Consider the following 26658-nt stretch of genomic DNA (forward strand, 5'->3'; position numbering starts at 1 on the left):
TGGGGTATTTTTCCTTGGGAATGGAACTCGCTTCGCTCAGACACCCATTCCTGGCGGAAAAATACCCCACCACCCCACGCCCCTACCCAACCCGACCAGTCCTGAAAAGAGCCAAAAAGCCCCACCAATGCTCCCAATAACCAAAATCATCCCGGACCTCCTGAAAACACTGGAATCCGAAACCACAGTGCTGCTTCAGGCCCCACCGGGTGCAGGCAAAACTACGAGGGTACCGCTCGCGCTGCTGGATACCCCGTGGCGGGACGGTCGCAAAATACTGATGCTTGAACCAAGAAGGTTGGCAGCCAGGTCCGCGGCCAGGTATATGGCCGGGCAGATGGGGGAGAAGCCGGGTCAGACGGTGGGTTATCGGACACGGCTGGATACGCGGGTGACCTCGGCGACCGTGATAGAGGTGGTCACTGAAGGGATTCTTACGCGTCTGATCCAGAACGATCCTGCATTGGAAGACTACGCCGTCGTGATTTTCGACGAATTTCATGAGCGTTCGCTGCAAGCGGACCTTGGCCTGGCGTTGGTGCGGGAGTCGCGGCAGGCGTTGCGAGAGGATCTGCGGGTGATTGTAATGTCGGCAACCCTGGATACTGCCCCTATCGCCCGCCTGCTGGGTGACGTACCGGTGCTGACCAGTGAGGGCCGGGCGTTTCCCGTGGATGTGGCCTACCGGCCGCTTCCACGTAACGGTCGGGTGGTGGATCAGGTGGTGTCGGTGATTCACGAGGCGCTGGCGGAACAAACCGGGTCGCTGTTGGTATTCCTGCCGGGCGCCGGGGAAATCCGGCGGGCGGAGCGACAGCTTGAGAGCCAGATGGGCAGCAACGTGATCGTGGCGCCGCTGTACGGCAACCTCAGGACCGACGAACAGGACCGGGCTATTGCCCCGGCGCCCGAGGGCTATCGCAAGGTGGTTCTGGCCACCGCCATTGCTGAATCCAGCCTGACCATCGAGGGGATTCGGGTGGTCGTCGACAGCGGCCAGCAACGCCGCGCAGTGTTCGATGCCAACAGTGGCATGACTCGGTTGGTGACGGGCTGGGTGTCCAAAGCCTCGGCGGAACAGCGCAAGGGGCGGGCGGGGCGGATTGAGCCTGGTGTGTGTTACCGGCTATGGAGCGAGTCCGCTCAGTTTGGTCTGGCGGAGTTTACCACGCCGGAAATACAGGAGGCGGACCTGGCCCCCCTGGTTCTGGAGTTGGCACAGTGGGGTGCCAGGTCTGCGGAGCAACTGGACTGGATTGATCGGCCACCTTCAGCACACTGGCAGCAGGCAGCGGAATTGCTGCAATGGCTGGACCTGCTGGATACCGACGGCGCCATCACCGGGCACGGCAAGGCCGCCCGGGATATGGGCGTGCATCCAAGGCTGGCACACATGATCCTTCGGGGCCGTGAAATTGATCTTGGTTTTCTTGCGGCTGAGCTGGCGGCATTGCTGGAAGAGCGGGACCTGGCCGGGCGGTCTGCGGGGGCGGACATGCAGGAGCGAGTCCGGATATTGCGGGGACAGGGGCCCCACCATGGCATTGATGCTGCCAGAGTGAAAGCCATTGCAAAGTCCGTATCGCGGCTGGCCGGCAATCTGGATCGGCCACGAGAGTTGCCTGCTGAGGACGAAGTGGGCCGTCTGCTCGCCCTGGCCTACCCGGACAGGGTTGCCCGTAAACGGCGCGGTGACGCTCCCCGTTACCAACTCAGCAACGGGCGTGGCGCCGTTCTGCGGGATCAGGATCCTCTTGCCCGACACCCGTGGCTGGCGACCGCCGAGCTTGATGGCAAGGCCAGGGAAGCGACGATCTATCTGGCGGCACCGGTTGATCCGGTGCTACTCGAACTGGACCTGGCCAACCATATCCATGAGCGAGAGGAAGCAGTCTGGGACGACAAGCGCGGAACGGTCATAGCCCGCCGCGTGAGAAAACTGGGGCAACTGGTACTGGAAGAAACCGCCTTGCCGGCCCCATCCCCGGAATTGGTGCAGCAGGGCCTGCTGGCGGCGGTGCGTAAAAAAGGACTCAAAAGCCTGCCCTGGACGCCAATTGCTGAACAGTGGCTTGCCCGGGTTTCCCTGCTGGCCCGTTGCTTTCCCGGTGACTGGCCAGACGTCAGCGAGCGCTGGCTGACAGATCATCTGGAAACCTGGCTCGGGCCCTTCCTGGCAGGAATGGATCGCTGGCGCGACCTGGAGAAGCTCAACCTGAACCAGGCACTTGCCAGCCTGCTGGACTACCGGCAACTACAGTCACTGGAAGAACTGGTACCAACCCGCCTGACGATTCCCAGTGGCCAGTCGGTGACACTGGATTACACGGTGGAAAACGGGCCGGTACTGGCCGCCAAGCTCCAGGCGCTGTTCGGCTGGACCAGAACCCCGACCGTCGCCGGCGGCCGGGTGCCAGTGGTTATCCACCTGCTCTCCCCGGCCCAGCGCCCCCTCGCCGTCACGGCGGACTTGGCCAGCTTCTGGTGCAACGCCTACCCGGAGGTGCGCAAGGACATGCGCGGGCGCTATCCCAAACACCCCTGGCCGGAAGACCCGTTCACTGCCGAGGCGAGCCAGGGAACGAAAAAACGCCCTGCTCGTTGATTCTGCCGGTAATCAGCGATTCCGGAATGGTTTCGAAATAGACATTCCGGGGCGTAATCCACTCACCCGCTGGGGCGAGCAATTCGCTGGTTGGCATTTCTTCCAGGGTGACTTGCTCGCTGGTCTGATCACTGTGTCTGAAGCTGTCCCCCAGCACCCAGAAAGGTTTGTTATGAGCACGGGCTGCCAGGGCAAGCAGGCGGGTTCCACTTTTATTGATGAAATGCCCATCCACAAGCCAGGTATCACAACCAGTGACCACCACATCCGCCTGGGGAACAAACAAGGCCATCTGGGCATCGGTAATCAGGGTGACCGGTACGCCCATGTCATTCAGCGACCGGGCGAGCTGATGTCCCTCGAAGCCGGGGCTGCTCTGGGTACAGATGACAGAAAAGGTGTGTTGCTCCCGTACCAGAAGGCGAAACAGCTGCAGCACCACCGAGCTGGCACTGTGGGTCATAATCACGGCATTGGCGGGAATTTTCTGGCGGGCATGCTGGGCTATGGCGGCACTGGCGTTTTCCAGCTCGTGGGTAACCCGGTTAACCGCCACCAGTGGCGTCTCCCCGCTTGCCAGTCGTGACTCCACCCTCGCCATGGCGTTGCCAATCACGATCATGCTGGGGCGGGCATTGCGAAGTTCTGTGAGTAACGTTGCCAGGTCGCTGGAAGCAGGCTCGGTCGCCTCCACATACGATTCCAGGCCCTTGAGTGTTTCCAGCGCCAGCGCTGTGGCTCCGGACTCGTAATCCTCCCGGATCCTGTTCAGTAGTTCGTTTGCTCTGTCATCAAAACCGGGCATCGCTGCTTTCCCTTGCCGTTAAGGTTCAAGGGTAGCAGCGAGAGTACCGGTTGTCCGCGAGGTTTACTCGATGACTGTGCGGCTGGTTTCCAGATAGCTTTCGCCATTGCTCGCAACGGCTTCAGTATCGGCGCTTTCGGAGGCAAGGTGTATTTCTTCCAGTGTTTCCGCCAGTCCGTCGAACTGCTCGTTGATCTTGCCGAGGGCGTTTTCCAGGGTATAGGTAAGCTGATGGATCTCGTTCATGGCCTCCGGAGTCAGTTCTCCTTCCAGTATCTTCTCGAGTTTTTCGTTGTACTCAGAAAAGTTCTCTACGGCTTCCTTCAGGTTGGCGGATTCTTTACCTTCATAGTGTTCAACCTCGCCAGCAAACGAAGTTACCGGAAACGTCAGGGCAGCACAGGTCAGCAGAGCCAGGGTCTGTTTTCTCATATCGTTTTCTCCTTGTCGATATCAATAATGATAATAGTTCGCGTTCAAGGTTAAGGTATGTTTGTTGTTCTGGCAATGATTTCTGTCAGTTTTGGCTTTGGCTTTGGCTTTGGCTTTGGCTTTGGCTTTGGCTTTGGCTTTAGCTTTGGCTTTGGCTTTGGTAAGACGGATGATTTTGGTGGGGATCGGGGTGGTGGGGGTATTTTTCCTTGGGAATGGAACTCGCTTCGCTCAGACACCCATTCCTGGCGGAAAAATACCCCCACCACCCCGCTCTTACTGAAAATGGTGATGTCGTTACGGAAAGCTTTGGTTGGGCTGTGGTTTGACTTCAAGTCTTTTTGGACGGACACAGTTTCAGGTGTAGAGATAACAGACTTCCAGGCAAAACCGGGCAAAACCTTGGTAAATCGCCACGACAACTGGCGTTAACTAAGGGTATGGGGGTGTTTTATTTTTCAATAAAGAAAATGGTGTCTGAGCGCAGCGAGTTCATTTTCATTTGAAAAATAAAACACCCCCATACCCCTCCTCCAACCCCAACAGTCCTACCAAGCAAATAACCATTGCACCCAACCAAAACCTGTATAAAATGCGACCAACTCAACCACGCACCCACCCACATGAAACTGGTTTCCTTCGACATATTCCGCACCCTGGGCTTCCCGGATACCAAAGTACTCAAGCCCGAACAGTTCCTGGCCCACAAGGAACTGCTTAAAAGCGCAGACTGGGTTCTGTTCCCGGAATACTGGCAGTTGAATGCCCTGGTTTATGGCTTGAAATGCCGGGTGTTTCCCAGCGTTGCCAGTTATCGGATTGGCCACGACAAGGTTGAGATGACCCGTGCCTTCCAGGTGGTGGCTCCGGAGCACACTCCATGGACATTGATAGAGGCCAACGGCCCTGAGGAACAACAGGTGGTGTGGGATGCCATGGTGCTGCCGTTTGTAGCCAAGTTACCGAAGGCGAGCATGGGCGAAGGGGTATGGCTGATCGAGAACCGGGCCGACTGGCAGCGTTACTGTGAGAGGACCAGTGTTTTATATGCTCAGGAATATTTGCCGATCGACCGGGATGTGCGGGTGGTGATTGTCGGGGACCGGGTGGTATCCGCTTACTGGCGGACCCAGGCGGATCAGGGGTTCTATAACAACGTGTCGCAGGGTGGACGTATTGATAACAGCCCGGTTCCGCCCGTGGTAACGAACCTGGCGCTGCGGCTGGCGAGAGAGCTGGGCGTGGACCATGCGGGTTTTGATATTGCGCTGGTGGAAGGTTACCCCTACGTGCTGGAGTTCAACCGGTTGTTCGGAAATAAAGGGCTGGGTCAGCCCGGTGACCTGAAGTCTGCCATTCTGGACTACCTGCAGCAACAGGCCGAGCCGGAAGACCCAGATGGACCCACCGGGCCTGCGCCGGTATGGCCGGTTGCGGTGTAATTCCGGATCAGATTCCCGTTTTTGCAGAGCGGCTGATACTTATGGGTAGATATGCTCATATCCGGGGTTCCGAAAAAGCCCGATGATCGCGTCATTACCGGGTGCCGCAGCGTCGCTGTGGTGCCCTTTTTTATGCCTGTTTACCCCGTGGAGGGAAACACTATCCATGACCGAGTCTGCCAACGCCATCATCGCTGATTACTACACCGCCGAGACCTTTGCCCGTATCAAGGCATTTGCCGATACAAAGGAAACGCCCTGCGTCGTTATCGATACCGCCACCATCGACCGTCAGTACGACGAACTGGTGGAAGGCTTTCCCTATGCCAACGTCTACTACGCGGTAAAGGCCAACCCGGCGCCGCAGGTTCTGACCATGTTGCGGGACAAGGGTGCGAGCTTTGATATTGCGTCTGTGTATGAACTCGAGAAGGTCATGGGTCTGGGTGTAACCGGCGATCGTATCAGTTACGGCAACACCATCAAGAAGGCCAGGGACATCCGCACTTTCTATGAGAAAGGCGTGCGCCTCTATGCCACCGACTCGGAAGCGGACCTGCGCAACATCGCCAAGGCAGCCCCCGGCTCCAATGTGTATGTACGCATTCTTACCGAAGGCACCCTGACTGCCGACTGGCCCCTGTCCCGCAAGTTCGGCTGCCAGACCGACATGGCCATGGACCTGCTGATCCTGGCCCGCGACCTGGGCTTGGTGCCTTACGGTGTTTCTTTCCACGTGGGTTCCCAGCAACGGGAAATTGGCGCGTGGGACGCAGCGCTGGGCAAGGTGAAGGTGATCTTCGAGCGCCTGAAGGAAGAAGACGGCATTGAGCTGAAGATGATCAACATGGGCGGCGGCTTTCCGGCCAACTACATCACCCGTACCAACGACCTGAAAACCTACGCCGAAGAGATCAAGCGGTTTCTTGACGAGGACTTTGGCGACGAGTTGCCCGAGATCATTATTGAGCCTGGTCGTTCACTGATCTCCAATGCCGGTGTTCTGGTGAGTGAAGTAGTGTTGATTTCACGGAAGTCCCGCACTGCCCTGCATCGCTGGGTATTCACCGATGTCGGTAAGTTTGGTGGCCTGATCGAAACGCTTGATGAATCCATCAAGTTTCCGATCTATACCGAGAAATCGGGTGAAGGCGAAGACTGTGTTATTGCGGGTCCGACATGCGACAGTGCCGACATCATGTACGAGCACCACAAATACCCGTTGCCGCTGAACCTGGCCATTGGCGACCGAATGTACTGGCTGTCCACGGGTGCCTACACCACAACCTACAGCGCAATAGAATTCAACGGTTTCCCCCCGTTAAAAGACTACTATATCTAAGCCATCGGTAAGGACGTGGGGTGGGGGTAAATTTTCCGCCAGAAATGGGTGTTTGAGCGAAGCGAGTTCCATTTCCAAGGAAAAATTACCCCCGCCCCGCGGCCAGGCAAAGCGCTGACCAATAGCACCAGATAAAGGGTCAACCCTCGGGTTGGCCCTTCTGTCGTTTGAGGTCCAGGGTAAAGGTCAAAGGAAGTACAAGCACGCAATAAGCGATGATAAAACCTATCGCATAGCGGGCGTCATCGCCCCAGTCAGCCAGTAGCCCGCCGATCATGGGGACCGAAAACGCCAGGGTGTAACCGACCAGGAAGTTTCCTGCAGACAATCTTCCGGTTTCTTTGGATTCCACCAGTACTGGCGGTAACGCCACCAACAAGATCAGCAGAATGCCCGCAGTTAAACTCATAAAGGTCGCACTGGCGATGGCCCACCAGCCGGCTAGCAGCAGCGTGCCAATGGTACCGATGATGCTGCAGCTAGCTGCTACTATGATGGGGAGTTTCCGGCCCACCCAGTATCTGGCCATTTTCAGCATTACCAGCGACGCGATCACCTGAGCGAAGTTGTACCAGAACAGGGCATCCGCCAGCATTTCAAAGTTGCCCTGCTGTTCCAGCAGGTTGCCCATATAAGCGTTCAAGCCGAAGAACAGGGAGCCGGACAAGCCCAGTAGCAGGCCGATTCTCAGGGTGAGAGGGTTTTTCCAGTCAGGCAGCCAGGAGGGTTTTCGTACCGGTCGGGCCATGTCTCGGCGCGGGAGGAACAGGGCTGCAGCTACCAGTAAACCGGGCAGTGACCAGGCCAGCAGGGTGGCTCGCCAGCTGTTATCCAGCAATGGCATCAATACCGGCAGGGTGATGCCGGCGCCGATGAACTCGCCCATCAGCATGCCGTTCATGTAGATGGCAGAGCCGATGGCCAGGTGGCGGGGCTCTAGCCATCGGGGCAACAATGCCGGCAGGGAGGGTTGCATCATGGCGACGCCGAGGCCCATAACGGCGCTGGCGAGCATGAGTGTGACGGTATCCGGGGAGAGGCCGCGGCCGGCAGAACCTATGACCATGATTACCATGGCCAGCGCCAGGGTGTTCCGTGGCCCTAGTCTGGCGATCGCAAGTGAGCCGGGCATGGAGCCGATCGCCAGCATCAGTATGGGCAGGGTGGTGAGTGCCCCGGTCAGGGCCTGGGACAGGCCGAGGTCGTCGCTGATAAACGGGGCCAGGGGCGGTGCCACCAGCACCGGTATGCGCAGGTAAACACCTGCAAGCCAAAGCAACACCGCCACCGGAAGCAGCTTTGCTGCCGGTGGCGGTGTTGTGATCTCTGAAGCGTCAGCCACTGAGGCCAGGCTTAAACGTCGCTGGTATCCAAAGTGTAAGCACCGTCTTCGTCATGGACTTCACGGCCGGTGACAGGTGGGTTGAAGGCGCAGATCAGGCGCATGTCTTCGGTACCACCGCGGAGGGTGTGGGGGTCGTTCTTGTCCAGTGCGTAAAGGGTTCCGTCAGAAATTTCGTGGGTTTCACCCGTCGCCTTGTCGAGGATGGTGCCGTTGCCAGCGACGCAATAGACCGCCTCCAGGTGATTCTTGTACCAGAGATTCAGTTCAGCCCCGGCAGGGATAATGGTCTCGTGGAATGAAAAGCCCATGCCATCCTTTTTGAGCAGCATGCGGCGGCTGGTCCAGCCCGGTCCGGTTACTTCGCGCTCGGTGCCGATGATGTCCTCAACTCGTACAATTTTCATACTTATCCCTCGTTATTTGATGGAGCAGTCCTACAGTATACACATCCCGGTTATGTTCGGTTCAACAGCCAATCGTCGTAGGCGCTCATGGCCTGCTCAATGGCAGCGGCCAAGGCAAACCGGGTTTTGTCATCCAGGGCTCCCTGTTTACGACAGCGTTCAAGGGCCCTATGAATGACCTGACGATTGACCCGGTCAAGATGCTCCAGCCAGTGGTTGTCCGCCGGTGCCAGGTCGAGCAGTTCGCGACCGGCGTGATTACGATGGCTGATATGCCACCAGTGATTTATTGCCCTTCCTAATACAACATAGCCGAACTGACTGTCCTGTACAGGACCAAAAACAGCGGTTCTGAGCCCGTTGGTCAGTACCCCGGTATTGAGCACCGGTAAAGTCAGGCGGTCGCCGTAAAAATAGCTGCCCGCAGCACCAATCAATCCACCGACCAGGGCACCGGCTCCCAATGAGTGGCCCAGGGTCAGTGCATCCACGCCGGCGCCGCCTACAGCACCGGCCCCGAATCCGGCCGTTGCCAGGTAACGGCGGTTGACGCCCCAGGCCTTGCGGCTGTCCTCGCTGAACAGGTCGTGTTCACTGTGCCATTCAAGTTCGGCTTCCTGGCGCTCTATACGGTGATGCTCGTAAAGCTTTTCGATGGCGATTCGCAGCTGTTGCTCCCGTTTTCGCTGGTTGTGATACCAGCTGGTTCGCAATTGTCGGGCCAGCTCCTCGTCGGACATTTCGCTGGTCTGGAGCGTGGTCAGCGTGCGTTTCTCCCGAAACGACATCATCTCTTCCAGAGTGCGTGCAATCTTCGCGGCCGCTTCGGTCCGACGTTGACGGCGCTGGGCAAGGAGAAAGTCCGTAGCCTGCTCCAGTGGTCGCTCCCAGTCGGGCTCGAGCTGGCCAAACGCTCGCAAGAGGCTGAGATGTTGTTCGAATGGAGCGCTAACCGCATCGAACTTGCGGACAACCTGGAAGAACTGGCCAAGCGCCTGTGCCCAGGTATCGCTGTAATCGTCTTCGCCAATACTGTTGATCAGCGCCAGGCTCGGTCGTCCGGTCCAGCGCAGGATGGTCATTTCAGCCTCATGTTGTGCGCTGTAGGGTACAGAGCCGTCCACCACGTAAATGATTCCTGCACCTTCGGTCAGGGGTGTCAGCAACTCACATTCATCGGTGAATCCGCCGTCGTCACGGTGCTGGATAATAAACGCCTTCACGGTTTCTGCCCGATCCGAGGCGGAAATGCTATGGGCTTCCAGCCATTCCAGCACCCGCCGGGGGCGCTGGAAACCCGGAGTATCTACCAGTGTATACAGGGTTTTGCCGTCCACGGTCAGGGGGTATTCCTGGCGCTGGCGGGTCGTCCCGGGTTCCAGGGCAATGGCGATGGCATCGTTCTGGGACAGGGTGGCCACAACGCTGGACTTTCCCTTGTTGGGATGGCCAACCACGGCGAATACGGGGGCGGTCATTGTCGGTGCTCATGCTGAAGTGCGCGGTGAATGCGGGCCTCCTGGGAGGCCAGGTCCGGAGTGCTGACAACGATATGGCTGTCTCCGCATCTGTCGGCAAACCGCAGCCACTGGCTCACCTGATGCTCCGGTGGGGGCTGATCCGGTTCCGCCGCCAGAGGCACCAGCGCAATGAGGGTCGTTGCCGGCCAGGCCTTGCGGGCTTCGCCCAGGAAATCCGCCAGTTCTCCGGTCGGCGGCTCCCAACTGCGGGTCACCACCAGGACAGCAGGGTTGGGGGTGGCCGCAAGAACCTGCCCGGCCTGCCGGATAATTCGATGGTCATCCTCAAGGGAAGCATTGCCCCCCGCTGCAAGAATGTCGCGGTAGCCGGCTGACAGGGCGTCCGGGAGTTCGGGTTCACCGGCACCTGCCCAGCGGATAAGAACCTGCCCGGCTGGCAGCGAATGCAGTTGCCCCGAGGTGTTGGTATCCGGCTGGTCACCGGCGTCATTGTGTCGGTTGCCGGTATCCAGTGCCGGGGTTTCCATGCGGTACTGCAGCGCGATCATGCCGGGGTGGCTGGCCAGTTCCCTGCGGGCCCGCAGGCCCGGATGGACTACCGCCAGTGCCAGTAGCACCAGCCTGGGCAGAATGACATAGGTGCTCCACACCATGGCAACGAAAGGCCACCAGCGCCCCCAGAGCGCGGGATCAGCGTTGCCCCTGTCGTTGCTGCGGAAGAAACGGGTAGCGTCCACCAGGTCCCTGTCGGGCACTGCGGCCGGCCAGAGGTTCTGCCAGGGCGTGGCCAGGGTCGCCAGCAGTCTGTAATAGCTGTCGGAGCCGGTGTCGAGGGTCGTACTCCAGCCAAAGGCGAGATCCTGAATCACCACAAGCACCAGCAGGGTGAGCAATCCGGCCAGACCAAACATCAGTCCGCCGGCGTGGGCAGCGCGGGCCATCAGCATGGGTTGCAACGGCCGCAACGCGCTGGAGGAGCCCGTCAACGAGAACTTTCGTAACAGCCAGCGCCAGGGCTGCCAGCCGGCGAAGGCCTGCACAGTGGTGATTGCGGCCAGCAGGCATTGGAGCAATACGAACGCGAGGATAACCGTGAGGTTGATTCTCTGGCCCCCGTCGTAGAACAACAGCCCCAGCATGGCCATAACGCCCGTGACCAGGCCCACAAGTGCAAAACCCGTAGTCAGGTGCCGCCACTGACGCAAAGGGTCGTCGGTGGGTAGTGGCGGGCGCAATCTGCGGATGTGCTGAAGCCACAGTTCCGGGCCCGGTGACAGACCCTTCTCACGGGATTCCAGGGCAAAACGGCGGTCCCGCCGGTGCAGGAAAGCCGCGCTTTGGTCGCGGTCTCGCTGAACCTGGTGGTCAAACTCCAATAATCGTCGAATCGCGCTGTCTGGCATTGATTATCCTGGTGAACTGGGCGGTGAGAACCATCCCGGAATGCTAGGATAAGGGTATCCCATAACCCGGTGCCAGACATACCATGACCAACCACCTCATGAACCTCCGTCATGTTCCCGACGACGAAGCGGACGAAATCCGTGAGCTGTTTGAAGCCCACGATATCCCCTATTACGAAACTCCGCCCAGCCGCTGGGGCATCAGCATGGGTGGTTTCTGGGTCCATGATAACGACGAGGCCCGGCGTGCCAGGAAACTGCTGGAAGACTATCAGAGAGAGCGTTTGCAGCATCAGCGCGAAGCATACCGGCGGGACCTGGCGGAAGGGCGAACCGGTGGATTCTGGTATCGGCTGCGCCAGAAGCCGGTCACCACAGTTGCGGCTTGCCTTGCCATTTTGATTATTCTGGCACTGACCGTGGCCCCGTTTGTGACACTTTGACCTTCGCTGTGTTCAGTTTGTGCCCTGGCTGACCGGCGGAGCCTTGACCGTGTGCCGCACCAGAAATTCCGTCGCTTTACCGACGGCATTACCTGCAGTCAGGAAACTGGTTATATGGCCTCGCAGATACATCAGGTAAAGCTCGGTCTCAACGCCATGGTCTGCCAGGCGGGCACGGAACTCCTTTGCCTGGCTGACAGGAACCAGCATGTCCTGGGCGCCATGGAACAGAAAGAACGGCGGGGCGCCGGTGGTGATGTGGGTGATTGGTGAAGCGGCCTGGTAGACGGCGGGCATGCTTTCCTGCTCGCCGCCAAGGAACTGGCGGATCAGTTTCCCGGAGCCGAAGGCCCGCAGGTCGCTCGGCAGACCACCGGCAACAACGGCCGCTGGTCTGGCATGCATGCCTCCGTGGGGCTGGTTTAACGGATGGCGGGATTCAGCGACGAGGGCCATCAGGCTGACCAAGTGGGCGCCGGAGGAAAACCCGAACGCACTGATGGCTTCCCGGTCCAGGTGGTAGGTGTCGGCCTTGTGGTCAAGCCAGTTCATGGCGACCTGCAAATCGTACAGCTGGGCGGGGAAGGTGTGTTCCGGGGCAAAGCGATAGTCAATGTTCATCACTGCAAAACCCCGGCTGGCAAGGCGCTCGGCAATCCACGCCATATCCGCCCGTGAGCGCCGCTCCCAGCCGCCGCCGTGAACCAGCAGTACGGTCGGCCGGAGTTGGCTGCTTTCAGGCAGGTAAAGGTCAGCCTGCAGGGCCTGGGGCCAGCCGGCAGGCGAGAAGGTGATGCCTGTCTCGGTGGTGAAGTCGGTTTCCGGCACTGGCACTGCCTGCTTCGGTGCGTTCTGGTGAGACGCGCAGGCACTCAGCAAAATACTGGCAAACAGGACCAGTAGGTGTGAAGGGATCATCAGTTTTCCGTCAGTTGTCTGATAACAGGAACAGATACGGCTGAAGCGCGCTGGCGGATGTCCTTCCGTGGTCAGACGCGGGAGGTGTCCGGAAAACAAGACGGCGTCCGGATATCACTACACCCTTCCCAATGTTGCACTGAGCGCAACCAAATCCTATCTCTCGCCTTTTTGCAGGCTTACGACTGTCCGGTTATCCGGAAACTCCCCCCCACGGATATTCGAAGTATTTTGATAATGTCTTAATTATCAAAGACCTGGTGTATTGGCACAGGATACGCATGGCCACAAAGGTGGTGCCTGGCTTCTCTCTTGTGCGCCCGGCTCCGATGTCTAACAAAAACAACAGGGAAAATTATGAAAACATTACTGCAATGCATATTAATCGGTGCGGTCGCGTTAATCGTGTCCGGCTTTAAAGAAGGCAACTCGCCTTTCAACCAACTTCCTGATTTCATTCAGGGCGATATACAGTCTAGTCAATATGATGGCACCACCAATGACCTGCTGACCGGTGGGCTCGGTGCCAGCGGCCTTGCCAGTGGAACGGCGCCGGTATTTGACGATCCGCTCAATCCCACTCCGGAGGAGCTGCGAACGCTGGCCATTTACAACAACTATCGCGCTCTCGTAGATACGGTCCCCGGTGGTGGTTATGGCGAGTTTTTCGGACCCCAGGTTGGTAATGGGGGTGAAGGTCTGGTTGCGGGAGAAGAGCACCTGGCGTACATGTCGGTCGAGGGCAGTGATGTACCCGTTACCGTCATGGTCCAGGTGCCGGACAGTTTCAACCCTCACCAGGCCTGCATGATTACGGCGCCGTCGTCGGGTTCCAGAGGTATCTACGGTGCCATTGGTACGGCCGGGGAATGGGGGCTGAAAAAAGGTTGTGCGGTGGTCTACACCGATAAGGGTACCGGTACCGGTTCCCACAACCTGGCCACCAATGCGGCCCAGCGTATTGATGGCACCCTGACCCGGGCCGATGAGCCGGTGCAGTTCCGGGCTGACCTGAGCGACCAGGAACGTGCTGATTTTAATGTTGCCTGGCCCGACCGCTTTGCCTATAAGCATGCCCATTCACAGGTCAATCCCGAAGCGGATTGGGGCCGTCATGTGCTCCAGTCCATCGAATTTGGCTTTTATGTGCTTAACGAGAAATTCGGACAGGAAACCGGTAATGGTCGCAAAGTGATCAAGGTGCGGCCGAAGAACACCCTGGTGATTGCATCCAGTGTGTCCAACGGCGGTGGCGCCTCCGTCCGGGCTGCAGAGCTGGACGATCGCGGGCTGATCGACGGTGTGGCGGTGTCGGAGCCCAACGTCAATCCTCAGGTGGACACCAGTTTCACCATTCGTCAGGGCAGCGGCCCCGAAATTACTGAACACAGTCGCAGCCTGCTGGATTACACCACAGCGCTGGCGGTGTATCAGGGCTGTGCCAATATCGCACCGGAAGTCCGCGATGTGGCGCCCCTGAACGCCGTATTCAACAACTTCACGGTTGCGGAGAACATCTGTAACTCCCTTGCCAACAAGGGACTGGTGACGGGCGCCACTACCGATGACCGTGCGACCGACGCGCTGCGCATCCTGGAGGAGGACCTGGGCATTCAGCCCGAGCAGAACCTGCTGGCACCCATCCATTTCGGACTGGCGGTGGCCCAGAGTATTTCGGTGACCTATGCCAACGCCTACGCTGAAGCGGGTGTGGCAGACAGGCTCTGTGACATCAGCCTGGCCGCTACCGATGCCACGGGAGCAGTGACGCCACTCAGTGGTGCCCGGGAGGCGGCCCTGTTCTCCGCGAGCAACGGGATTCCACCCAGCGCCGGGGTGAACCTGGTGTATGACAACGCCGAAGGCCAGCCCACTAACCTTGCAGCCAGTGCCTCGCCGAGTTCCAGTCAGCTGGATTATGGTCTGGATGCCTTGCTATGCCTGAGAAGTCTTGCGGTGGGAACCGATGTTACCTCCGGAGCGGCGCTTTCTGGCACTGCAGCGGAGATGGCAGACCGTATTGCCGATGGCATTGAACAGGTTCGCGCCTCCGGGAACCTGCAAGGCAAGCCGGCAGTCTTCGTCACTGGCCGTGCCGATGCCATCCTGCCGATCAACCACACGTCACGGCCCTATTTCGGCCTCAACCAGCGGGTTGAAGGTAGCGACAGTAACTTGCGGTACTACGAAATCCTCAATGCCCACCATCTGGATGTGCTCAACGGAATCCAGGTCCCGGGACTGGCGGACACCTATGTACCCCTGCATCACTACTACTTCCAGGCGCTGGACCTGGTGTGGGCGAACCTTACCGAAAAGCAGGCACTGCCACCCAGCCAGGTGGTCAGAACAGTGCCGCGAGGTAATATTGCGACACCCCTGTCCGAAGCCAACCTGACCCCGATCGCGGCAAATCCGGATGCCGGCGATCGCATCGTGTTCAGCGATGACCAGGTGCAGATCCCCGATTGACGCGCCTCATAGCCGGCCCATCCGAATTCCGGGCCGGCTCGTTTGCCCCCATACCGGGGGCGCCATATACTTCCGACACTGCACCCGGTTCGCCGGGTGTCATGGGTATTGCCATGAATAACTTCCAACCCGGTGGTACAGGGTACATGACAGAGCTGTTTACAGATAACAACAAGAGCGGCCTCACCAGGGACCTGATCGAGGCCCTGTTTCCCATGTTCGAGGAAGCCAGCGCCGGCGCCATTGCCGTTGACCACGAAAGCCGTATTACCTGGATCAACAGCAGCTACTCTCACCTGCTGGGGCTGGGCGATCCCAAGGCGGTCATAGGCAAACTGGTGCGTCAGGTGATTCCCCATACCCGGATGCCGGAGGTGGTGGAGTCCGGCAAACCTCTGCTGCTCGATATCATGGAACACAACCAGCAACAGCTGGTGGTTACCCGTTTGCCTTTTTACGACGACGAGGGACGGATCATGGGGGCAGTGGCGTTTGTTCTTTATGACGACCTGCAACCACTGACGCCGCTGGTAGCCAAGTACCGCCGTCTGCATCAGGACCTGGCGGCTGCCCGCAAGGCCCTGGCCAAAAAAACCCGTGGCACACGCTATAACCTCGCCGACTTTGTTGGTGCCAGCCCGGCAGCGCTGGAGGTCAAACGACGAGCGCGGCTGGCAGCCGGCCGCGACATGCCAGTGCTGCTGTTGGGTGAGACGGGCACTGGCAAGGAAGTGCTGGCTCAGGCAATTCATTCCGTCTCCATACGTGCCGAAAAGCCGTTTGTGGGGGTGAACGTTGCTGCCATTCCGGACAACCTCCTGGAGGCCGAGTTTTTCGGTGTTGCGCCCGGTGCTTACACGGGTGCCGATCGCCGTACCCGTGAGGGTAAGTTCCAGTTGGCTAACGGTGGCACGCTGTTCCTGGATGAAGTCGGGGATATGCCATTGCCGCTGCAGGCAAAGCTCCTGAGGGCGTTGCAGGAAGGTGAAATTGAGCCGCTTGGTTCCAACAAGGTGGCATCAGTGGATGTCCGTGTCATTGCAGCCACCAGCCGAAACCTGGAGGCAATGATCGCAGAGGGTGAATTCCGCTCGGACCTGTATTACCGGCTGAACGTGCTGGAAATACCCATACCGCCGCTTCGGGACCGATTGGCGGATCTGGGGGTGTTGTGTGAGGCCCTTTTGGGAGAGATCTGTGATGGTCTGGAGATAAGGGGCGAAATCACCGACGCGGGTGTGGCTGCCTTGGGAGGTTATGACTGGCCAGGCAACATACGCGAACTTCGCAATGTCCTGGAGCGGGCCCTGACCATGGGCGAGGATGGCGGTTTGCTGGATGCGGACGCCATTTTCAAGGTCTTGCCCCGCAGTGGTAACCGGTCGGCTTCTTCATTGGTGCCACAGCCAGTGCGCCCTCTTGCCAAAACCCTGGCCAATGCGGAGGCGCAGGCGATCGAAGAAGCCCTGGTCGCAAGCCGCGGCAATCGGACCCGCGCCGCCAAAATGCTGGGAATCTCGCGCTCAGTGCTCTATGAAAAACTGGCAAAAATGTCCTGAATTCGGGACAGCTGTCCTGACATCCGCACAAACCCCTACGACTGATGGCTACATTTGTCCTGAAATCCGGACAATGTGTAGTCTTTTTTTCTCTATCTAAATTTTTAACGTGCTGATAAATATAATAAAAAAATGGTTGGCATAGTGTCTGCTATATCCTGTTCGCAGGACGTCAGAACAACGCAGAAAACAAGACTGACGCTTTCGTTGGACCCGAAATATTTTATTTGTCCGTCTCGTTTCCTGCGATGTCTGACTACACTTGGATCAGGCCTGTCGGAATGTTCCCGTCCGGCCGAATACAACAACAATGTTAGGAGACTTGCCAATGAAACTCTTCAAGGCCCTTACCGGTATCGCCGGTGCGATCGCCCTTACTACAGCAGGATCGGCTTTCGCGGATGACCTGCGCTGGAAAATGCCGGTCGCCTTCGCGACCAACCTGCCCGGCCTGGGTTCCCCGGGTGCCTGGGTTGCCGAAAACCTCACCACCGCTTCCGATGGCAGCCTTCAGGTTCGCGTCTATGAGCCCGGCAAGCTGGTTCCGCCTTTCGATATCCTGCAGTCGGTTTCCGATGGCAAGGTTGAAGCAGGTTACACCTGGATCGGATACGACCAGGGCAAGGTACCTGCGATTCCCCTGTTTGCGGCTGTTCCCTTTGGCATGAAGCCCTGGGCCTACACAGCCTGGTATTACTATGGTGGCGGCCATGAGATGTTGCAGGAAGTCTATGCCAACAAGGGCTTCGACGTGCACGCTCAGCTGTGTGGCATTATCGGGCCAGAAACTGCGGGCTGGTATTCGCAACCAATTGAAACACTGGAAGACTACAGGGGTCTGAAGATTCGCTTTGCAGGTCTGGGCGGCAAGGTTCTGGAAGAACTGGGCGCCTCCGTGACCATGATGCCTGGTGGTGAGCTTTACCAGGCACTGGAGAAAGGCACCATTGATGCGACTGAATTTTCCATGCCCGCTATTGACCAGCTTCTCGGCTTTGATCAGGTGGTCAAGTACAACCTGTTCCCGGGCTGGCACCAGCAGTTTACCGCCCAGTACATGTTGATTAACAAGGACCAGTGGAACAAAACCACTGATGCACAGAAAGCGTTGGTTGAGGCTTCCTGTACCGCTGCAACCACCCTTGGCCTGGCCGAAGGTGAGTACAAGAACGGTAAGGTTCTGGCGGGCTTCCAGGAAAAGGGCGTCCAGGCTGATCAGATCCCCCGCGAGGTTTTGCAGCAGTTGAAAGAGGTTACTGACAAAGTAATGAAACAGGAATCTGCCAAAGATGCTGACTTCAAACGCGTCTATGAAAGCCAGAACGAGTTCCTGGAAACCTATAAAATATGGGACGAGCGTGCCTATGTTCCGACCGACCTCTAAGGTCCGGGGCTGATCCAGAGGCACCGGGCAGAGTTCCGGTGTTTTCTAACCAAGTCTGGATGGCCCTTCGGGGCCATCCTTTTTTCACTATCGGCTTTTTGAGCGAGGAACCGTTGTATGACGGTGTCAGATAAAGGCTCACCGCAGAGTAAGCGGGCATCGGTTTCCGACGCCCAGGAATTTCTTCATCATCACACCGAATTACCTACCACCCGGCTCAGTCAGGGTGTGGATGTTGTGATTTCCGGGATTGGCAAAACCGCCTCCTGGATGTGGCTGATTGTCACAGGTGTGATCATTTATGCCGTGGTTGGCCGCTATGCCTTTGGCCTTGGTTCGGTAACGCTGGAAGAAGTTCAGTGGCACCTGGCCGGCGCAGGCTGGTTGTTGGGGCTGTCGTACACGCTGGTGACTGATGGTCATGTAAGAGTGGACGTGATCCATGAACGCTTGTCCCTCAGGGGCCAGGCCTGGATCGAGCTTTTCGGTCTATTGCTTCTGTTGCTGCCCTTCCTGGGGCTGGCAGTCTACGAAATGGTTCCTTATGCCTTCAGTTCCTGGCAGCAGGGTGAAACCAGTCAGGCACCGGCAGGACTTCCTCACCGCTGGGTTCTGAAGGGGGTTCTGGCATTGTCGTTTATCTTGCTTATTGTGGCGGCGCTGTCCCGCTTGCTGAAGGTCACCGCACTGCTTTTCGGCTTTCCAAAGCCGATCCGGGTCGAATCCGAAAGTAACAAGAAAGAGGAAGCGTCCTGATGGAGCTTGAAACCCTGTTTGTAATCGGCATGTTCCTGACATTCGGGGCGCTGCTGATGACCGGCTATCCTGTCGCCTGGGTGCTTGGCGGCACCGCGGTAATCTGGACTGTAATTGGTGTAATTGCCGTCGATAACTTCGGCGCGAACCTCTGGTTCGATTACCCGTCTTCCATGGGGCTGGTTCCCGAGCGAATATGGGATGTCGTAAACAGCGAGACCCTTGTTGCTCTGCCCATGTTCATCTTCATGGGCATCATGCTTGATCAATCCGGCGTTGCCGAGAAACTGATGAATAGCATGGTAAAGCTCTTTGGTGCAGTCCGCGGTGGCTATGCTGTGACGGTGGTTGTCATTGGCGTATTGCTGGCAGCTACCACTGGTATCATCGGGGCGTCGGTGGTACTGCTGGGTATGCTCTCCTTGCCGGTAATGATGGAGAACAAGTACGACAAGGGTTTTGCCGTAGGCACTGCCTGTGCAACCGGTACCCTGGGAATCCTGATTCCGCCGTCCATCATGCTGGTGCTGATGGCAGACAGGCTGGCGGTTCCGGAGGCATCCGTGGGTGATCTGTTCATGGGGGCGTTCCTGCCCGGGCTGCTTCTGGGCGCCATGTACATCGCCTATGTAATGATCCGCCCCCTGCTTCAGCCACATATTGCGCCGGTGCCTGAAGGGACAGAGAAGGTTACCTGGAGTATTGTCTGGGAGGTGGCCAAGGCAGTCGTGCCCACGGCCGCGTTGATACTCGGTGTGCTTGGTTCCATTTTTGCCGGTATAGCCACGCCTACGGAGGCTTCCGGTGTTGGTGCCCTTGGCGCCCTGCTGCTGGCCTTGATGGCGGGCCGCCTGAACCTGAAAGTGCTGAACGCTTCGATGCAGCAGACCACCCGCACAGCGGCTTTCATTTTTGCCATTTTCCTCGGTGCAACGGCGTTCTCCGTGGTGCTGCGAGGTCTGGGTGGCGACCAGGTGATCGAAGACGCGCTGCTGGGGCTGCCGTTCGGGCCCTATGGCGTGGTACTGACCATTCTGTTTGCGGTATTCCTGCTGGGCTTCTTCCTTGACTGGGTTGAAATCACCCTCATTATCCTTCCGCTGGTGGCACCCGTTGTCCAATCCCTGGGTTTTGACCTGGTGTGGTTTACCATCCTCTTTGCCATGTGCCTGCAGACGTCGTTCCTGACGCCGCCGGTGGGATTTGCCCTGTTCTACATCAAGGGTGTCGCGCCGCCTGAAATCGACGTGATGGACATCTACAGGGGCGTCATACCCTTCATCATTATTCAGCTGATAGCCCTGGCCATCGTATTCCTGGTGCCCGAAATTGCGACCTGGCTGCCCGGCATAGCTTACGACTAAGGAGAGAACACTAATGCGTCTAGAAAACCGGATAGCTTTGATCACCGGAGCGGGGCGGGGCATCGGCCGTGCCATTGCCGAACATTATGGCCGTGAAGGCGCCCGGGTTGCTGTCGCCGATCTAACGCTGGAGAGCGCCGGCGACACCGTTGATGCCATCGAACGGGCTGGCGGCACTGCCATGGCCCTGGCTATGGATGTTACCGACGAGCACGCTGTCGACCGCGGTGTGGCCGCCATCGTGGAGAAGTGGGGTGGGCTTGATATTGCCTTGGCCAACGCTGGTGTCCAGCACATTGACCCGGTGCACAAACTGGCCTTTGCCGACTGGAGCAAGGTGATGAGTGTTCATCTTGACGGTGCGTTCCTGGTCACCCGTGCGGCACTGAAACAGATGTACGCCAGTGGCGGCGGTACCATGCTCTACATGGGGTCGGTCCACTCCCTGGAAGCTTCCCCGCTGAAGGCGCCGTACGTGGCGGCCAAGCACGGCATGCTGGGCCTGTGTCGGGCGGTGGCCAAAGAAGGAGCAGAGTACGGTGTTCGCAGCAACATCATCTGCCCGGGCTTTGTCCGCACCCCGCTGGTGGACAAACAGATCCCCGAACAGGCAAAAGAGCTGGGCATTTCCGAGGAAGAAGTGATCAGTAAGGTCATGCTGAAAAACACAGTGGATGGGCAGTTCACCACTCTGGAAGATGTATCCGAGCTGGCGGTGCATCTGGCGGCCTTCCCCTCGGCTGCCCTGACTGGCCAGTCCATCGTGGTCAGCCATGGCTGGCATATGCAGTGAACAACAGGAGAGACGGATGAGTAACACAGAACAATCACCGGTGGTCTGGTCTCCCTCGGACGACACACTGAAAAATTGCCAGATGGGCCGGTTCCAGGGCTGGCTGGAGCAACAGGGCTTCGGTCCGTTTGCCGATTACCACGCCCTGCATCAGTGGTCGATTGATAACCTGGAGACGTTCTGGCAGAAGGTCTGGGACTACTGCGGCCTGGTCTGTGAGACCCCGGCCGACAAGGTGCTGGGTAAGCGGGACATGCCAGGGGCGGAATGGTTCCCGGGCATGAAACTGAACTTTGCCGCTAACCAGCTACGACTGGCGGATGGCGAGCATGCTGATCGCGAAGCCGTGGTGGCCTACTGCGAAACCCGCCCGGTGCTGCGCCGCACCTACGCCCAGTTGAAAGCCGATACCGGTGCCCTGGAAGCCTTCCTGCGCAACAAGGGAATACAGCAGGGTGACCGGGTAGCCGGTGTTGTCACCAATGGCTACGAAGCCCTGGTAGGCATGCTGGCGGCCACCAGCCTTGGGGCTATATGGAGTTCCGCTTCCCCGGATTTCGGCGTTGGTGCGATTCTCGACCGTTTCGGACAGATCGAGCCGGCGGCGCTGATTGTGGTCAATGGCTACGGTTATGGCGGCAAGGTGTTCAAGCGCCAGGACGACTTTGCCGGCCTGATAGACGGCCTGCCCACCCTGCGCTGTGTGGTCAGCATCGAACAATTGCCAGGAGAGCCTGCCATTGCCGGCGACAAGGTCACCCACTGGAACGATGCCCTCGCTGAGGGACAGGGCCAGCCGCCTTCGTTTACGCCGCTGCCGCCGGATCATCCTGTGTATATCCTCTATTCTTCCGGCACCACCGGCAAGCCCAAGTGCATCGTTCATGGCAATGCCGGCCTGCTGGTGAACCACGCCAAGGAACTGATGCTCCACGGTGACGTGGGCCCGGAGGACCGCTTCCTCTACTTCACCACCTGTGGCTGGATGATGTGGAACTGGCAGGCTTCTGCCCTGCTGACCGGTGCTGCCGTGATCACCGTCGACGGTTCCCCCGGCTACCCGGACCTGAACTACTTGTGGCAGGTCGTCGCTGATGAGAAAGTCACCCACTATGGTACCAGCGCCCGCTTCATTGCTGGCTGCCGCAAGGCCGAACTGGCTCCGGCGAAAAGCCTGGATCTGGACGCCCTGCGAGTGGTCTTCTCTACCGGCTCACCCCTGTTGCCGGAAGATTACGACTGGGTCTACAGCGACGGTGCGCCGGATGTACTGCTGGGCTCCATCGCCGGTGGCACCGACATCTGCGGCTGTTTCGTGGGCTCCACACCCCTGCTGCCGGTTCGCCGTGGCGAAATCCAGTGCCGCTTTCTGGGCGTGGACGCCGTGGCCTACGGCGACGATGGCAAACCCGTCAGCTCAGGTCGTGGCGAGCTGGTGTGCCGCCAGCCGCTGCCGTCCATGCCCGTCAGCTTCTGGGATGACCCCGACGACGAGCGTTACAAAGACGCCTACTTCAACACTTTCCCGGGTGTCTGGGCCCATGGTGATTTCATCGAATTCACCGAACACGGAGGTGCCATCATCTACGGACGTTCCGACGCCACCCTTAACCCGGGTGGTGTAAGAATCGGCACCGCCGAAATCTACCGCCAGGTGGAAACCATCGCTGAGGTCAAAGATAGTCTGGTGGTAGGTCGTCAGATCGACGGTGACGTGGAAGTGGTGCTGTTGGTGGTGCCGGCAGATGGGCAAGCACTGACCGACGACCTCCGGAACAACCTCAAAATCCGCATCCGCCAGGGTGCCAGCCCCCGCCATGTGCCAAAGCACATTATCGAGGTGCCGGATATTCCCTACACGCGCAGTGGCAAGAAGGTTGAGCTGGCGGTTGCCCGGCTGATCAATGGCTCGGCCAAGGCAGACAATCGGGACGCCCTGGCCAACCCTGAGGCGCTGGACCAGATCCGCGACCGGTGTCGGGATGCCGGTTTGCTGGAGGGAGGCTCATGAACCACGGAATCATGGACGCGGGCGGCAGGCTCTGTAATGTTTTGACTCTGTAAGACCGCGATTGGTGGGTGACCAGCGAGACAGAGAGGTAATGGCATGATATCAGGACGATACGGCAAGGGATTTACCGCACTGATACTGGTACTGTTGCTGACGGGCTGCGCGCTGCCGGTGGTTGATCACGGCAGCCCGCTGCGGCGCCTGTCGCCGGACGAGGCCAGGGATACACGTGTTGGCCAGGCGGTGATGACCCTTGAGGCCGGCAGTTCCGGGAAAACTGGCGTATACACACTGACGGACCCGCTGGCAGCCTTCGCCGCACGGGTACTGCTGATATCCTCCGCGGAGCGTACCCTCGATCTCCAGTATTACATCTGGCAAGAGGACACCACCGGCATGCTCCTGCTGGGTCAAGTGCTGGATGCCGCCGAACGTGGCGTACGAGTGCGGATGCTGCTGGACGACAATGGCATTGGTGGTCTGGACCCGTTGCTGGCGGCCATGGCCACTCATCCCAATGTCCATATCCGCCTCTTCAACCCTTTCTCCGTCCGCAGCGCCAAGTGGCTGAACTTCTTCACCAGCTTCAGCCGCGTCAACCGCCGGATGCACAATAAGTCGCTGACGGCGGATAATATGCTCACCATTCTTGGTGGCCGTAATATCGGTGACGAGTACTTCGGCGCCACGCCTGGGGCCCTGTTTGTGGATCTGGACGTGCTGGCACTGGGGCCTGCCGTGGACAGCGTGTCTGAGCAGTTCGACCATTACTGGACCAGCCAATCCGCGTATCCGTTGTCCTCCCTGGTCGGTCCGGTGGGCACGCCTGAACGGTTGGACTTCCGCGCTCGAGTAAAGGCGGTCAGGAACAGTGACGAAGCGGAGGTCTATCTGGAGGCCGTGCGGCAGGAAAGGTTCCTTGACCAGTTACTGGATGGCGAGCTGGAGATTATCTGGTCCGAGGGGGTTCTGGTCAGCGACGACCCGGACAAGGTTCTGGGTAAGGTGACGGACGACCGGCTGCTGCTCGCAGAGGTTGGCGAGAATATGTGGCCGCCGGGGTACTCCCTGGACCTGGTGTCGCCCTATTTCGTGCCCACGGAAGCCGGCGTGGCCCTGTTCAGGCGTCTGGAAGAGCAGGGTATAGAGGTACGGATACTTACCAACTCCGCCGCTGCCACTGACGTCCTTGCCGTGCACAGTGGTTACGCCCGCCATCGGGAGGAACTGCTGGAGGCGGGAGTTGAACTGTATGAGATGAAGCCCGTGGGGCCGCGGCAGCGACGCCGTGGGTCAGGTCCGGGCAGCAGTCTCAGCAGCTCCTCAAGCTTGCACGCCAAGACGTTTGCCATGGACGGTGACCGGGTGTTTATCGGTTCCTTCAATTTTGATCCACGATCCCACCGACTGAATACCGAGATGGGGTTGATCCTGAACAGCCCGGAATTGGCGCAACGGCTGGCCAACGTGTTTGGCCCGGAGCTGACCCTACGCGCCTATCGGGTGGAGCTGGATGAGGACGGCGATCTGGTCTGGACGGACAGCACCGGAGAGGTGATGACCGACGAACCGGGCACCGATGCCCTGGACCGCGGTATGCTGTGGTTCTTTTCTGTGATGCCGATTGAAGGGCTTCTCTGATACCGCATGACCATTGGCGAACCTTGGCACGAGCAAAAGGACTGGGTGTGGCAAGGCGACTGATCCGCCTCCAGGTTAATGCCGTAAAGGTTTACGATACATCCACATTCTTGACTACAGTTTAAAAGTGGAGTCAGGCCGTGTGCATCGGCCTGGGCAGTCTCCGGAGCAATAACTCTGTTCTGATAAGGAGACCAAGGCGTGCCCACTGTAAACGTTAAGCCTTCCCCCCTGATGACATTGACGGCGCTGGTGGTTCCGGTTAGCCATGCCACCCCGATTCTGGCCGATCAGGCCAAGCAGTTGGCCAACCCTGTGGCCAATCTCGTATCGGTGCCGTTCCAGTTGAACCTTGGCGATAATACCGGTCCGCGCGGGCCAGTTTCGTACTGCTGTTTCCCCCAAGTAACGTCCGCTCAGGTCCTGGCGGGCGCCACTGCATTTCGGAAAGCAATCGATGGAACCAAACAACGTTGCCCCGTAATTGGGTGACGGCTAGATACCTCAAAAGGAGCTGAAAGACCATGAAACCGTTGAGATCGGCCCATCTGGCCGCCATGATATTTGCCGCAGCGTTTATGTTACCGATGGCCCAGGCACAGGAAAAGCCCAACGTCCTCGCCATCATGGTGGATGACGTGGCCCCGAATTCCCTGAGCGCCTATACCTTTGGCATGCAGTACCCCACTCCCAACATTGACCGCATCGCCAATGAGGGCGCGCTGTTTACCGACCACTACGCCCAGCCCAGCTGTACCGCCGGCCGGGCGGCTTTCCTGATGGGTCAACTGCCGATCCGCACCGGTCTTACCACAGTCGGCCAGCCGGGCAACCCCCTGGGCATCCGGGAAGAGGACCCAACCCTCGCGGAGGTCCTTAAGGCAGAGGGCTACATGACTGCCCAGTATGGCAAGAACCACCTGGGGGACCTGGACCGCCACCTGCCTACCCTGCACGGATTTGACGAGTTCTATGGCAACCTCTATCACCTCAATGTGTCCGAGGAACCGGAGCAGGCGGATTACCCGAAAAGTGAGGAGTTCCGCGAGAAGTTCTTTCCCCGGGGCGTCATAGAATCCTATGCCACGGAAGACGGCCAGGACGTGACCGACACCGGCCAACTGACCGTTGAGCGGATGAAGACTTTCGATGAGGAGATTCTGGGGCGCAGTATTGACTTCATGAAGCGGGCAGTGGAGTCGGATACGCCGTTCTTTATCTGGCACGCCACCAGCCGCATGCATGTGTACACCCACCTCAAGGAGGAAAGTCGCAACCTGGCGACTCCCATTTCCTCGGCGGAGGATGTCTTCGGTTCAGGGCTGATGGAGCATGATGGCCATGTCGGCCAGCTGCTGGATACCCTCGATGAGCTGGGCATTGCCGATAACACCATTGTGATCTATACCACCGACAACGGCCCGGAGCAGAGCAGCTGGCCGGATGCCGGCACCACCATGTTCCGGGGCGAGAAGATGACCACCTGGGAAGGAGGGGTGCGCGCGCCATTCTTGGTGCGCTGGCCGGAGAGGATTCCTGCGGGTCTGAAGCTCAATGGGATCTCCGCCCACGAAGATGTATTGCCCACCATTGCTGCCGCGGTCGGTCGGCCCAATATCAGTGAAGAGCTGAAGGACGAATTCAAGGTCAAGATTGATGGCGTGAACAATCTGGCCTACTGGACCGGCGAGGCGGAAACGTCCGCGCGCAACCATTTCTTCTACTACTATGAGTCGAACCTGACCGCCACCCGGGTCGGCCCCTGGAAAATCCACTTTGCCACCAAACCGGGGGGGCGCTATTACGAGGACCTGGTGTTCCACACCATGCCCAAGCTTTTCAACCTGCGTAAAGATCCGTTCGAAACCTACGACGGCGTTACCGGTTTCCACCAGATTATGCGCAAGAGCTGGGTGATCCAGCCCATGATCGCCTTGCTGACGGAGCACCTGAAAACCTTTGACGAATTTCCGCCTCGCCAGGAGGCGGCTTCGCTGAATATTAACGAGGCGATTGATCGGGCGCGAAAGTCCGTGCACGGCCAATAGGACCTATCAT

At 58.7% G+C, this 26658-nt stretch carries 22 protein-coding genes; 15 read left to right on the top strand and 7 right to left on the bottom strand.

Translation table 11 applies throughout. The features are described from left to right. Nucleotides 1-127: 127 nt before the first annotated feature. Nucleotides 128-2605 (top strand): ATP-dependent helicase HrpB, encoded by a 2478-nt coding sequence (gene hrpB, locus FDP08_RS13050; RefSeq protein ID WP_137436570.1) that lies wholly within the window; start codon nucleotides 128-130, stop codon nucleotides 2603-2605. On the opposite strand, the gene FDP08_RS13055 is transcribed toward hrpB, so the two are convergent. Both FDP08_RS13055 and FDP08_RS13060 read right to left on the bottom strand, forming a co-directional pair. Further along, nucleotides 2559-3410: an eIF2B alpha/beta/delta subunit family protein gene (locus FDP08_RS13055; protein WP_137436571.1), complete on the bottom strand. Its 852-nt coding sequence runs from the start codon at nucleotides 3408-3410 to the stop codon at nucleotides 2559-2561. The two genes, hrpB and FDP08_RS13055, sit on opposite strands and share 47 nt — an antisense overlap. A 63-nt stretch (nucleotides 3411-3473) precedes the next feature. Then, nucleotides 3474-3842 (bottom strand): DUF6746 family protein, encoded by a 369-nt coding sequence (locus FDP08_RS13060; protein WP_137436572.1) that lies wholly within the window; start codon nucleotides 3840-3842, stop codon nucleotides 3474-3476. Nucleotides 3843-3899: 57 nt separating this feature from the next. Here FDP08_RS13060 and FDP08_RS20335 point away from each other — a divergent pair, with 57 nt between their 5' ends. From FDP08_RS20335 to FDP08_RS13075, 3 genes are all read left to right on the top strand, one after another. Further along, nucleotides 3900-4274 carry a hypothetical protein gene (locus FDP08_RS20335; protein WP_170979031.1) on the top strand — a complete coding sequence of 125 codons (375 nt, stop codon included), beginning with the start codon at nucleotides 3900-3902 and terminating at the stop codon, nucleotides 4272-4274. A gap of 191 nt (nucleotides 4275-4465) precedes the next feature. Further along, entirely contained in the window at nucleotides 4466-5284 is an 819-nt protein-coding gene (locus tag FDP08_RS13070) for an ATP-grasp domain-containing protein (protein WP_137436574.1), read from the top strand. A gap of 166 nt (nucleotides 5285-5450) precedes the next feature. Beyond that, the gene (locus FDP08_RS13075; protein WP_137436575.1) at nucleotides 5451-6626 is read left to right on the top strand and encodes a type III PLP-dependent enzyme; all 1176 of its coding nucleotides are present in this window, start codon (nucleotides 5451-5453) and stop codon (nucleotides 6624-6626) included. A gap of 139 nt (nucleotides 6627-6765) precedes the next feature. On the opposite strand, the gene FDP08_RS13080 is transcribed toward FDP08_RS13075, so the two are convergent. Genes FDP08_RS13080 through FDP08_RS13095 form a run of 4 tightly spaced genes read right to left on the bottom strand, consistent with a single transcriptional unit; the run spans nucleotide 6766 to nucleotide 11259 of the window. Next, nucleotides 6766-7968 (bottom strand): MFS transporter, encoded by a 1203-nt coding sequence (locus FDP08_RS13080; RefSeq protein WP_137436576.1) that lies wholly within the window; start codon nucleotides 7966-7968, stop codon nucleotides 6766-6768. 11 nt (nucleotides 7969-7979) lie between these two features. Beyond that, nucleotides 7980-8375, bottom strand: coding sequence for an ectoine synthase (locus tag FDP08_RS13085; RefSeq protein WP_137436577.1), 396 nt, complete (start codon nucleotides 8373-8375; stop codon nucleotides 7980-7982). Between the two features lie 50 nt (nucleotides 8376-8425). After that, complete coding sequence (locus tag FDP08_RS13090) at nucleotides 8426-9853, bottom strand: GTPase/DUF3482 domain-containing protein (protein ID WP_137436578.1); 1428 nt, start codon at nucleotides 9851-9853, stop codon at nucleotides 8426-8428. Beyond that, on the bottom strand, nucleotides 9850-11259 hold the full coding sequence (locus FDP08_RS13095; RefSeq protein WP_137436579.1) for a DUF2868 domain-containing protein: 1410 nt from the start codon (nucleotides 11257-11259) through the stop codon (nucleotides 9850-9852). Before FDP08_RS13095 ends, FDP08_RS13090 begins: the two co-directional genes overlap by 4 nt. An 83-nt stretch (nucleotides 11260-11342) precedes the next feature. Between FDP08_RS13095 and FDP08_RS13100 the strand changes: the two genes are divergently transcribed. After that, nucleotides 11343-11702, top strand: coding sequence for a DUF6164 family protein (locus tag FDP08_RS13100; protein ID WP_137436580.1), 360 nt, complete (start codon nucleotides 11343-11345; stop codon nucleotides 11700-11702). A 12-nt stretch (nucleotides 11703-11714) separates the two neighbouring features. Here FDP08_RS13100 and FDP08_RS13105 read toward each other — a convergent pair whose 3' ends face one another. Further along, nucleotides 11715-12620 carry an alpha/beta hydrolase gene (locus FDP08_RS13105; RefSeq protein WP_137436581.1) on the bottom strand — a complete coding sequence of 302 codons (906 nt, stop codon included), beginning with the start codon at nucleotides 12618-12620 and terminating at the stop codon, nucleotides 11715-11717. A 357-nt stretch (nucleotides 12621-12977) separates the two neighbouring features. Here FDP08_RS13105 and FDP08_RS13110 point away from each other — a divergent pair, with 357 nt between their 5' ends. The 10 genes from FDP08_RS13110 (at nucleotide 12978) to FDP08_RS13155 (ending at nucleotide 26648) form a co-directional block, all read left to right on the top strand. After that, a complete protein-coding gene (locus tag FDP08_RS13110; protein WP_137436582.1) occupies nucleotides 12978-15092 on the top strand; it encodes a 3-hydroxybutyrate oligomer hydrolase family protein in 2115 nt (704 codons plus the stop codon). 146 nt (nucleotides 15093-15238) lie between these two features. Continuing rightward, complete coding sequence (locus FDP08_RS13115) at nucleotides 15239-16651, top strand: sigma-54 interaction domain-containing protein (protein ID WP_137436583.1); 1413 nt, start codon at nucleotides 15239-15241, stop codon at nucleotides 16649-16651. Nucleotides 16652-16979: 328 nt separating this feature from the next. Then, nucleotides 16980-18035 carry a TRAP transporter substrate-binding protein gene (locus FDP08_RS13120; RefSeq protein WP_137436584.1) on the top strand — a complete coding sequence of 352 codons (1056 nt, stop codon included), beginning with the start codon at nucleotides 16980-16982 and terminating at the stop codon, nucleotides 18033-18035. 117 nt (nucleotides 18036-18152) lie between these two features. Then, the gene (locus tag FDP08_RS13125; RefSeq protein WP_137436585.1) at nucleotides 18153-18791 is read left to right on the top strand and encodes a TRAP transporter small permease subunit; all 639 of its coding nucleotides are present in this window, start codon (nucleotides 18153-18155) and stop codon (nucleotides 18789-18791) included. After that, complete coding sequence (locus tag FDP08_RS13130; protein WP_137436586.1) at nucleotides 18791-20155, top strand: TRAP transporter large permease; 1365 nt, start codon at nucleotides 18791-18793, stop codon at nucleotides 20153-20155. Before FDP08_RS13125 ends, FDP08_RS13130 begins: the two co-directional genes overlap by 1 nt. 13 nt (nucleotides 20156-20168) lie before the next feature. Then, nucleotides 20169-20948: a 3-hydroxybutyrate dehydrogenase gene (locus FDP08_RS13135; RefSeq protein ID WP_137436587.1), complete on the top strand. Its 780-nt coding sequence runs from the start codon at nucleotides 20169-20171 to the stop codon at nucleotides 20946-20948. Nucleotides 20949-20964: 16 nt separating this feature from the next. Next, nucleotides 20965-22959: an acetoacetate--CoA ligase gene (locus FDP08_RS13140; protein WP_137436588.1), complete on the top strand. Its 1995-nt coding sequence runs from the start codon at nucleotides 20965-20967 to the stop codon at nucleotides 22957-22959. A gap of 96 nt (nucleotides 22960-23055) precedes the next feature. Then, nucleotides 23056-24600: a phospholipase D family protein gene (locus FDP08_RS13145; RefSeq protein ID WP_137436589.1), complete on the top strand. Its 1545-nt coding sequence runs from the start codon at nucleotides 23056-23058 to the stop codon at nucleotides 24598-24600. A 201-nt stretch (nucleotides 24601-24801) separates the two neighbouring features. Further along, on the top strand, nucleotides 24802-25092 hold the full coding sequence (locus FDP08_RS20375) for a hypothetical protein (protein ID WP_206077293.1): 291 nt from the start codon (nucleotides 24802-24804) through the stop codon (nucleotides 25090-25092). 32 nt (nucleotides 25093-25124) lie between these two features. Then, entirely contained in the window at nucleotides 25125-26648 is a 1524-nt protein-coding gene (locus FDP08_RS13155; RefSeq protein WP_228263302.1) for an arylsulfatase, read from the top strand. Nucleotides 26649-26658 lie beyond the last annotated feature (10 nt).

This window comes from Marinobacter panjinensis (assembly GCF_005298175.1).
Lineage (GTDB): Bacteria > Pseudomonadota > Gammaproteobacteria > Pseudomonadales > Oleiphilaceae > Marinobacter > Marinobacter panjinensis.

Coding starts and splice junctions, on each gene's coding strand:
- hrpB (WP_137436570.1), top strand. CDS start 128: ATGCTCCCAATAACCAAAATCATCCCGGACCTCCTGAAAACACTGGAA.
- FDP08_RS13055 (WP_137436571.1), bottom strand. CDS start 3,410: ATGCCCGGTTTTGATGACAGAGCAAACGAACTACTGAACAGGATCCGG.
- FDP08_RS13060 (WP_137436572.1), bottom strand. CDS start 3,842: ATGAGAAAACAGACCCTGGCTCTGCTGACCTGTGCTGCCCTGACGTTT.
- FDP08_RS20335 (WP_170979031.1), top strand. CDS start 3,900: ATGTTTGTTGTTCTGGCAATGATTTCTGTCAGTTTTGGCTTTGGCTTT.
- FDP08_RS13070 (WP_137436574.1), top strand. CDS start 4,466: ATGAAACTGGTTTCCTTCGACATATTCCGCACCCTGGGCTTCCCGGAT.
- FDP08_RS13075 (WP_137436575.1), top strand. CDS start 5,451: ATGACCGAGTCTGCCAACGCCATCATCGCTGATTACTACACCGCCGAG.
- FDP08_RS13085 (WP_137436577.1), bottom strand. CDS start 8,375: ATGAAAATTGTACGAGTTGAGGACATCATCGGCACCGAGCGCGAAGTA.
- FDP08_RS13090 (WP_137436578.1), bottom strand. CDS start 9,853: ATGACCGCCCCCGTATTCGCCGTGGTTGGCCATCCCAACAAGGGAAAG.
- FDP08_RS13095 (WP_137436579.1), bottom strand. CDS start 11,259: ATGCCAGACAGCGCGATTCGACGATTATTGGAGTTTGACCACCAGGTT.
- FDP08_RS13100 (WP_137436580.1), top strand. CDS start 11,343: ATGACCAACCACCTCATGAACCTCCGTCATGTTCCCGACGACGAAGCG.
- FDP08_RS13105 (WP_137436581.1), bottom strand. CDS start 12,620: ATGATCCCTTCACACCTACTGGTCCTGTTTGCCAGTATTTTGCTGAGT.
- FDP08_RS13110 (WP_137436582.1), top strand. CDS start 12,978: ATGAAAACATTACTGCAATGCATATTAATCGGTGCGGTCGCGTTAATC.
- FDP08_RS13115 (WP_137436583.1), top strand. CDS start 15,239: ATGACAGAGCTGTTTACAGATAACAACAAGAGCGGCCTCACCAGGGAC.
- FDP08_RS13120 (WP_137436584.1), top strand. CDS start 16,980: ATGAAACTCTTCAAGGCCCTTACCGGTATCGCCGGTGCGATCGCCCTT.
- FDP08_RS13125 (WP_137436585.1), top strand. CDS start 18,153: ATGACGGTGTCAGATAAAGGCTCACCGCAGAGTAAGCGGGCATCGGTT.
- FDP08_RS13130 (WP_137436586.1), top strand. CDS start 18,791: ATGGAGCTTGAAACCCTGTTTGTAATCGGCATGTTCCTGACATTCGGG.
- FDP08_RS13135 (WP_137436587.1), top strand. CDS start 20,169: ATGCGTCTAGAAAACCGGATAGCTTTGATCACCGGAGCGGGGCGGGGC.
- FDP08_RS13140 (WP_137436588.1), top strand. CDS start 20,965: ATGAGTAACACAGAACAATCACCGGTGGTCTGGTCTCCCTCGGACGAC.
- FDP08_RS13145 (WP_137436589.1), top strand. CDS start 23,056: ATGATATCAGGACGATACGGCAAGGGATTTACCGCACTGATACTGGTA.
- FDP08_RS13155 (WP_228263302.1), top strand. CDS start 25,125: ATGAAACCGTTGAGATCGGCCCATCTGGCCGCCATGATATTTGCCGCA.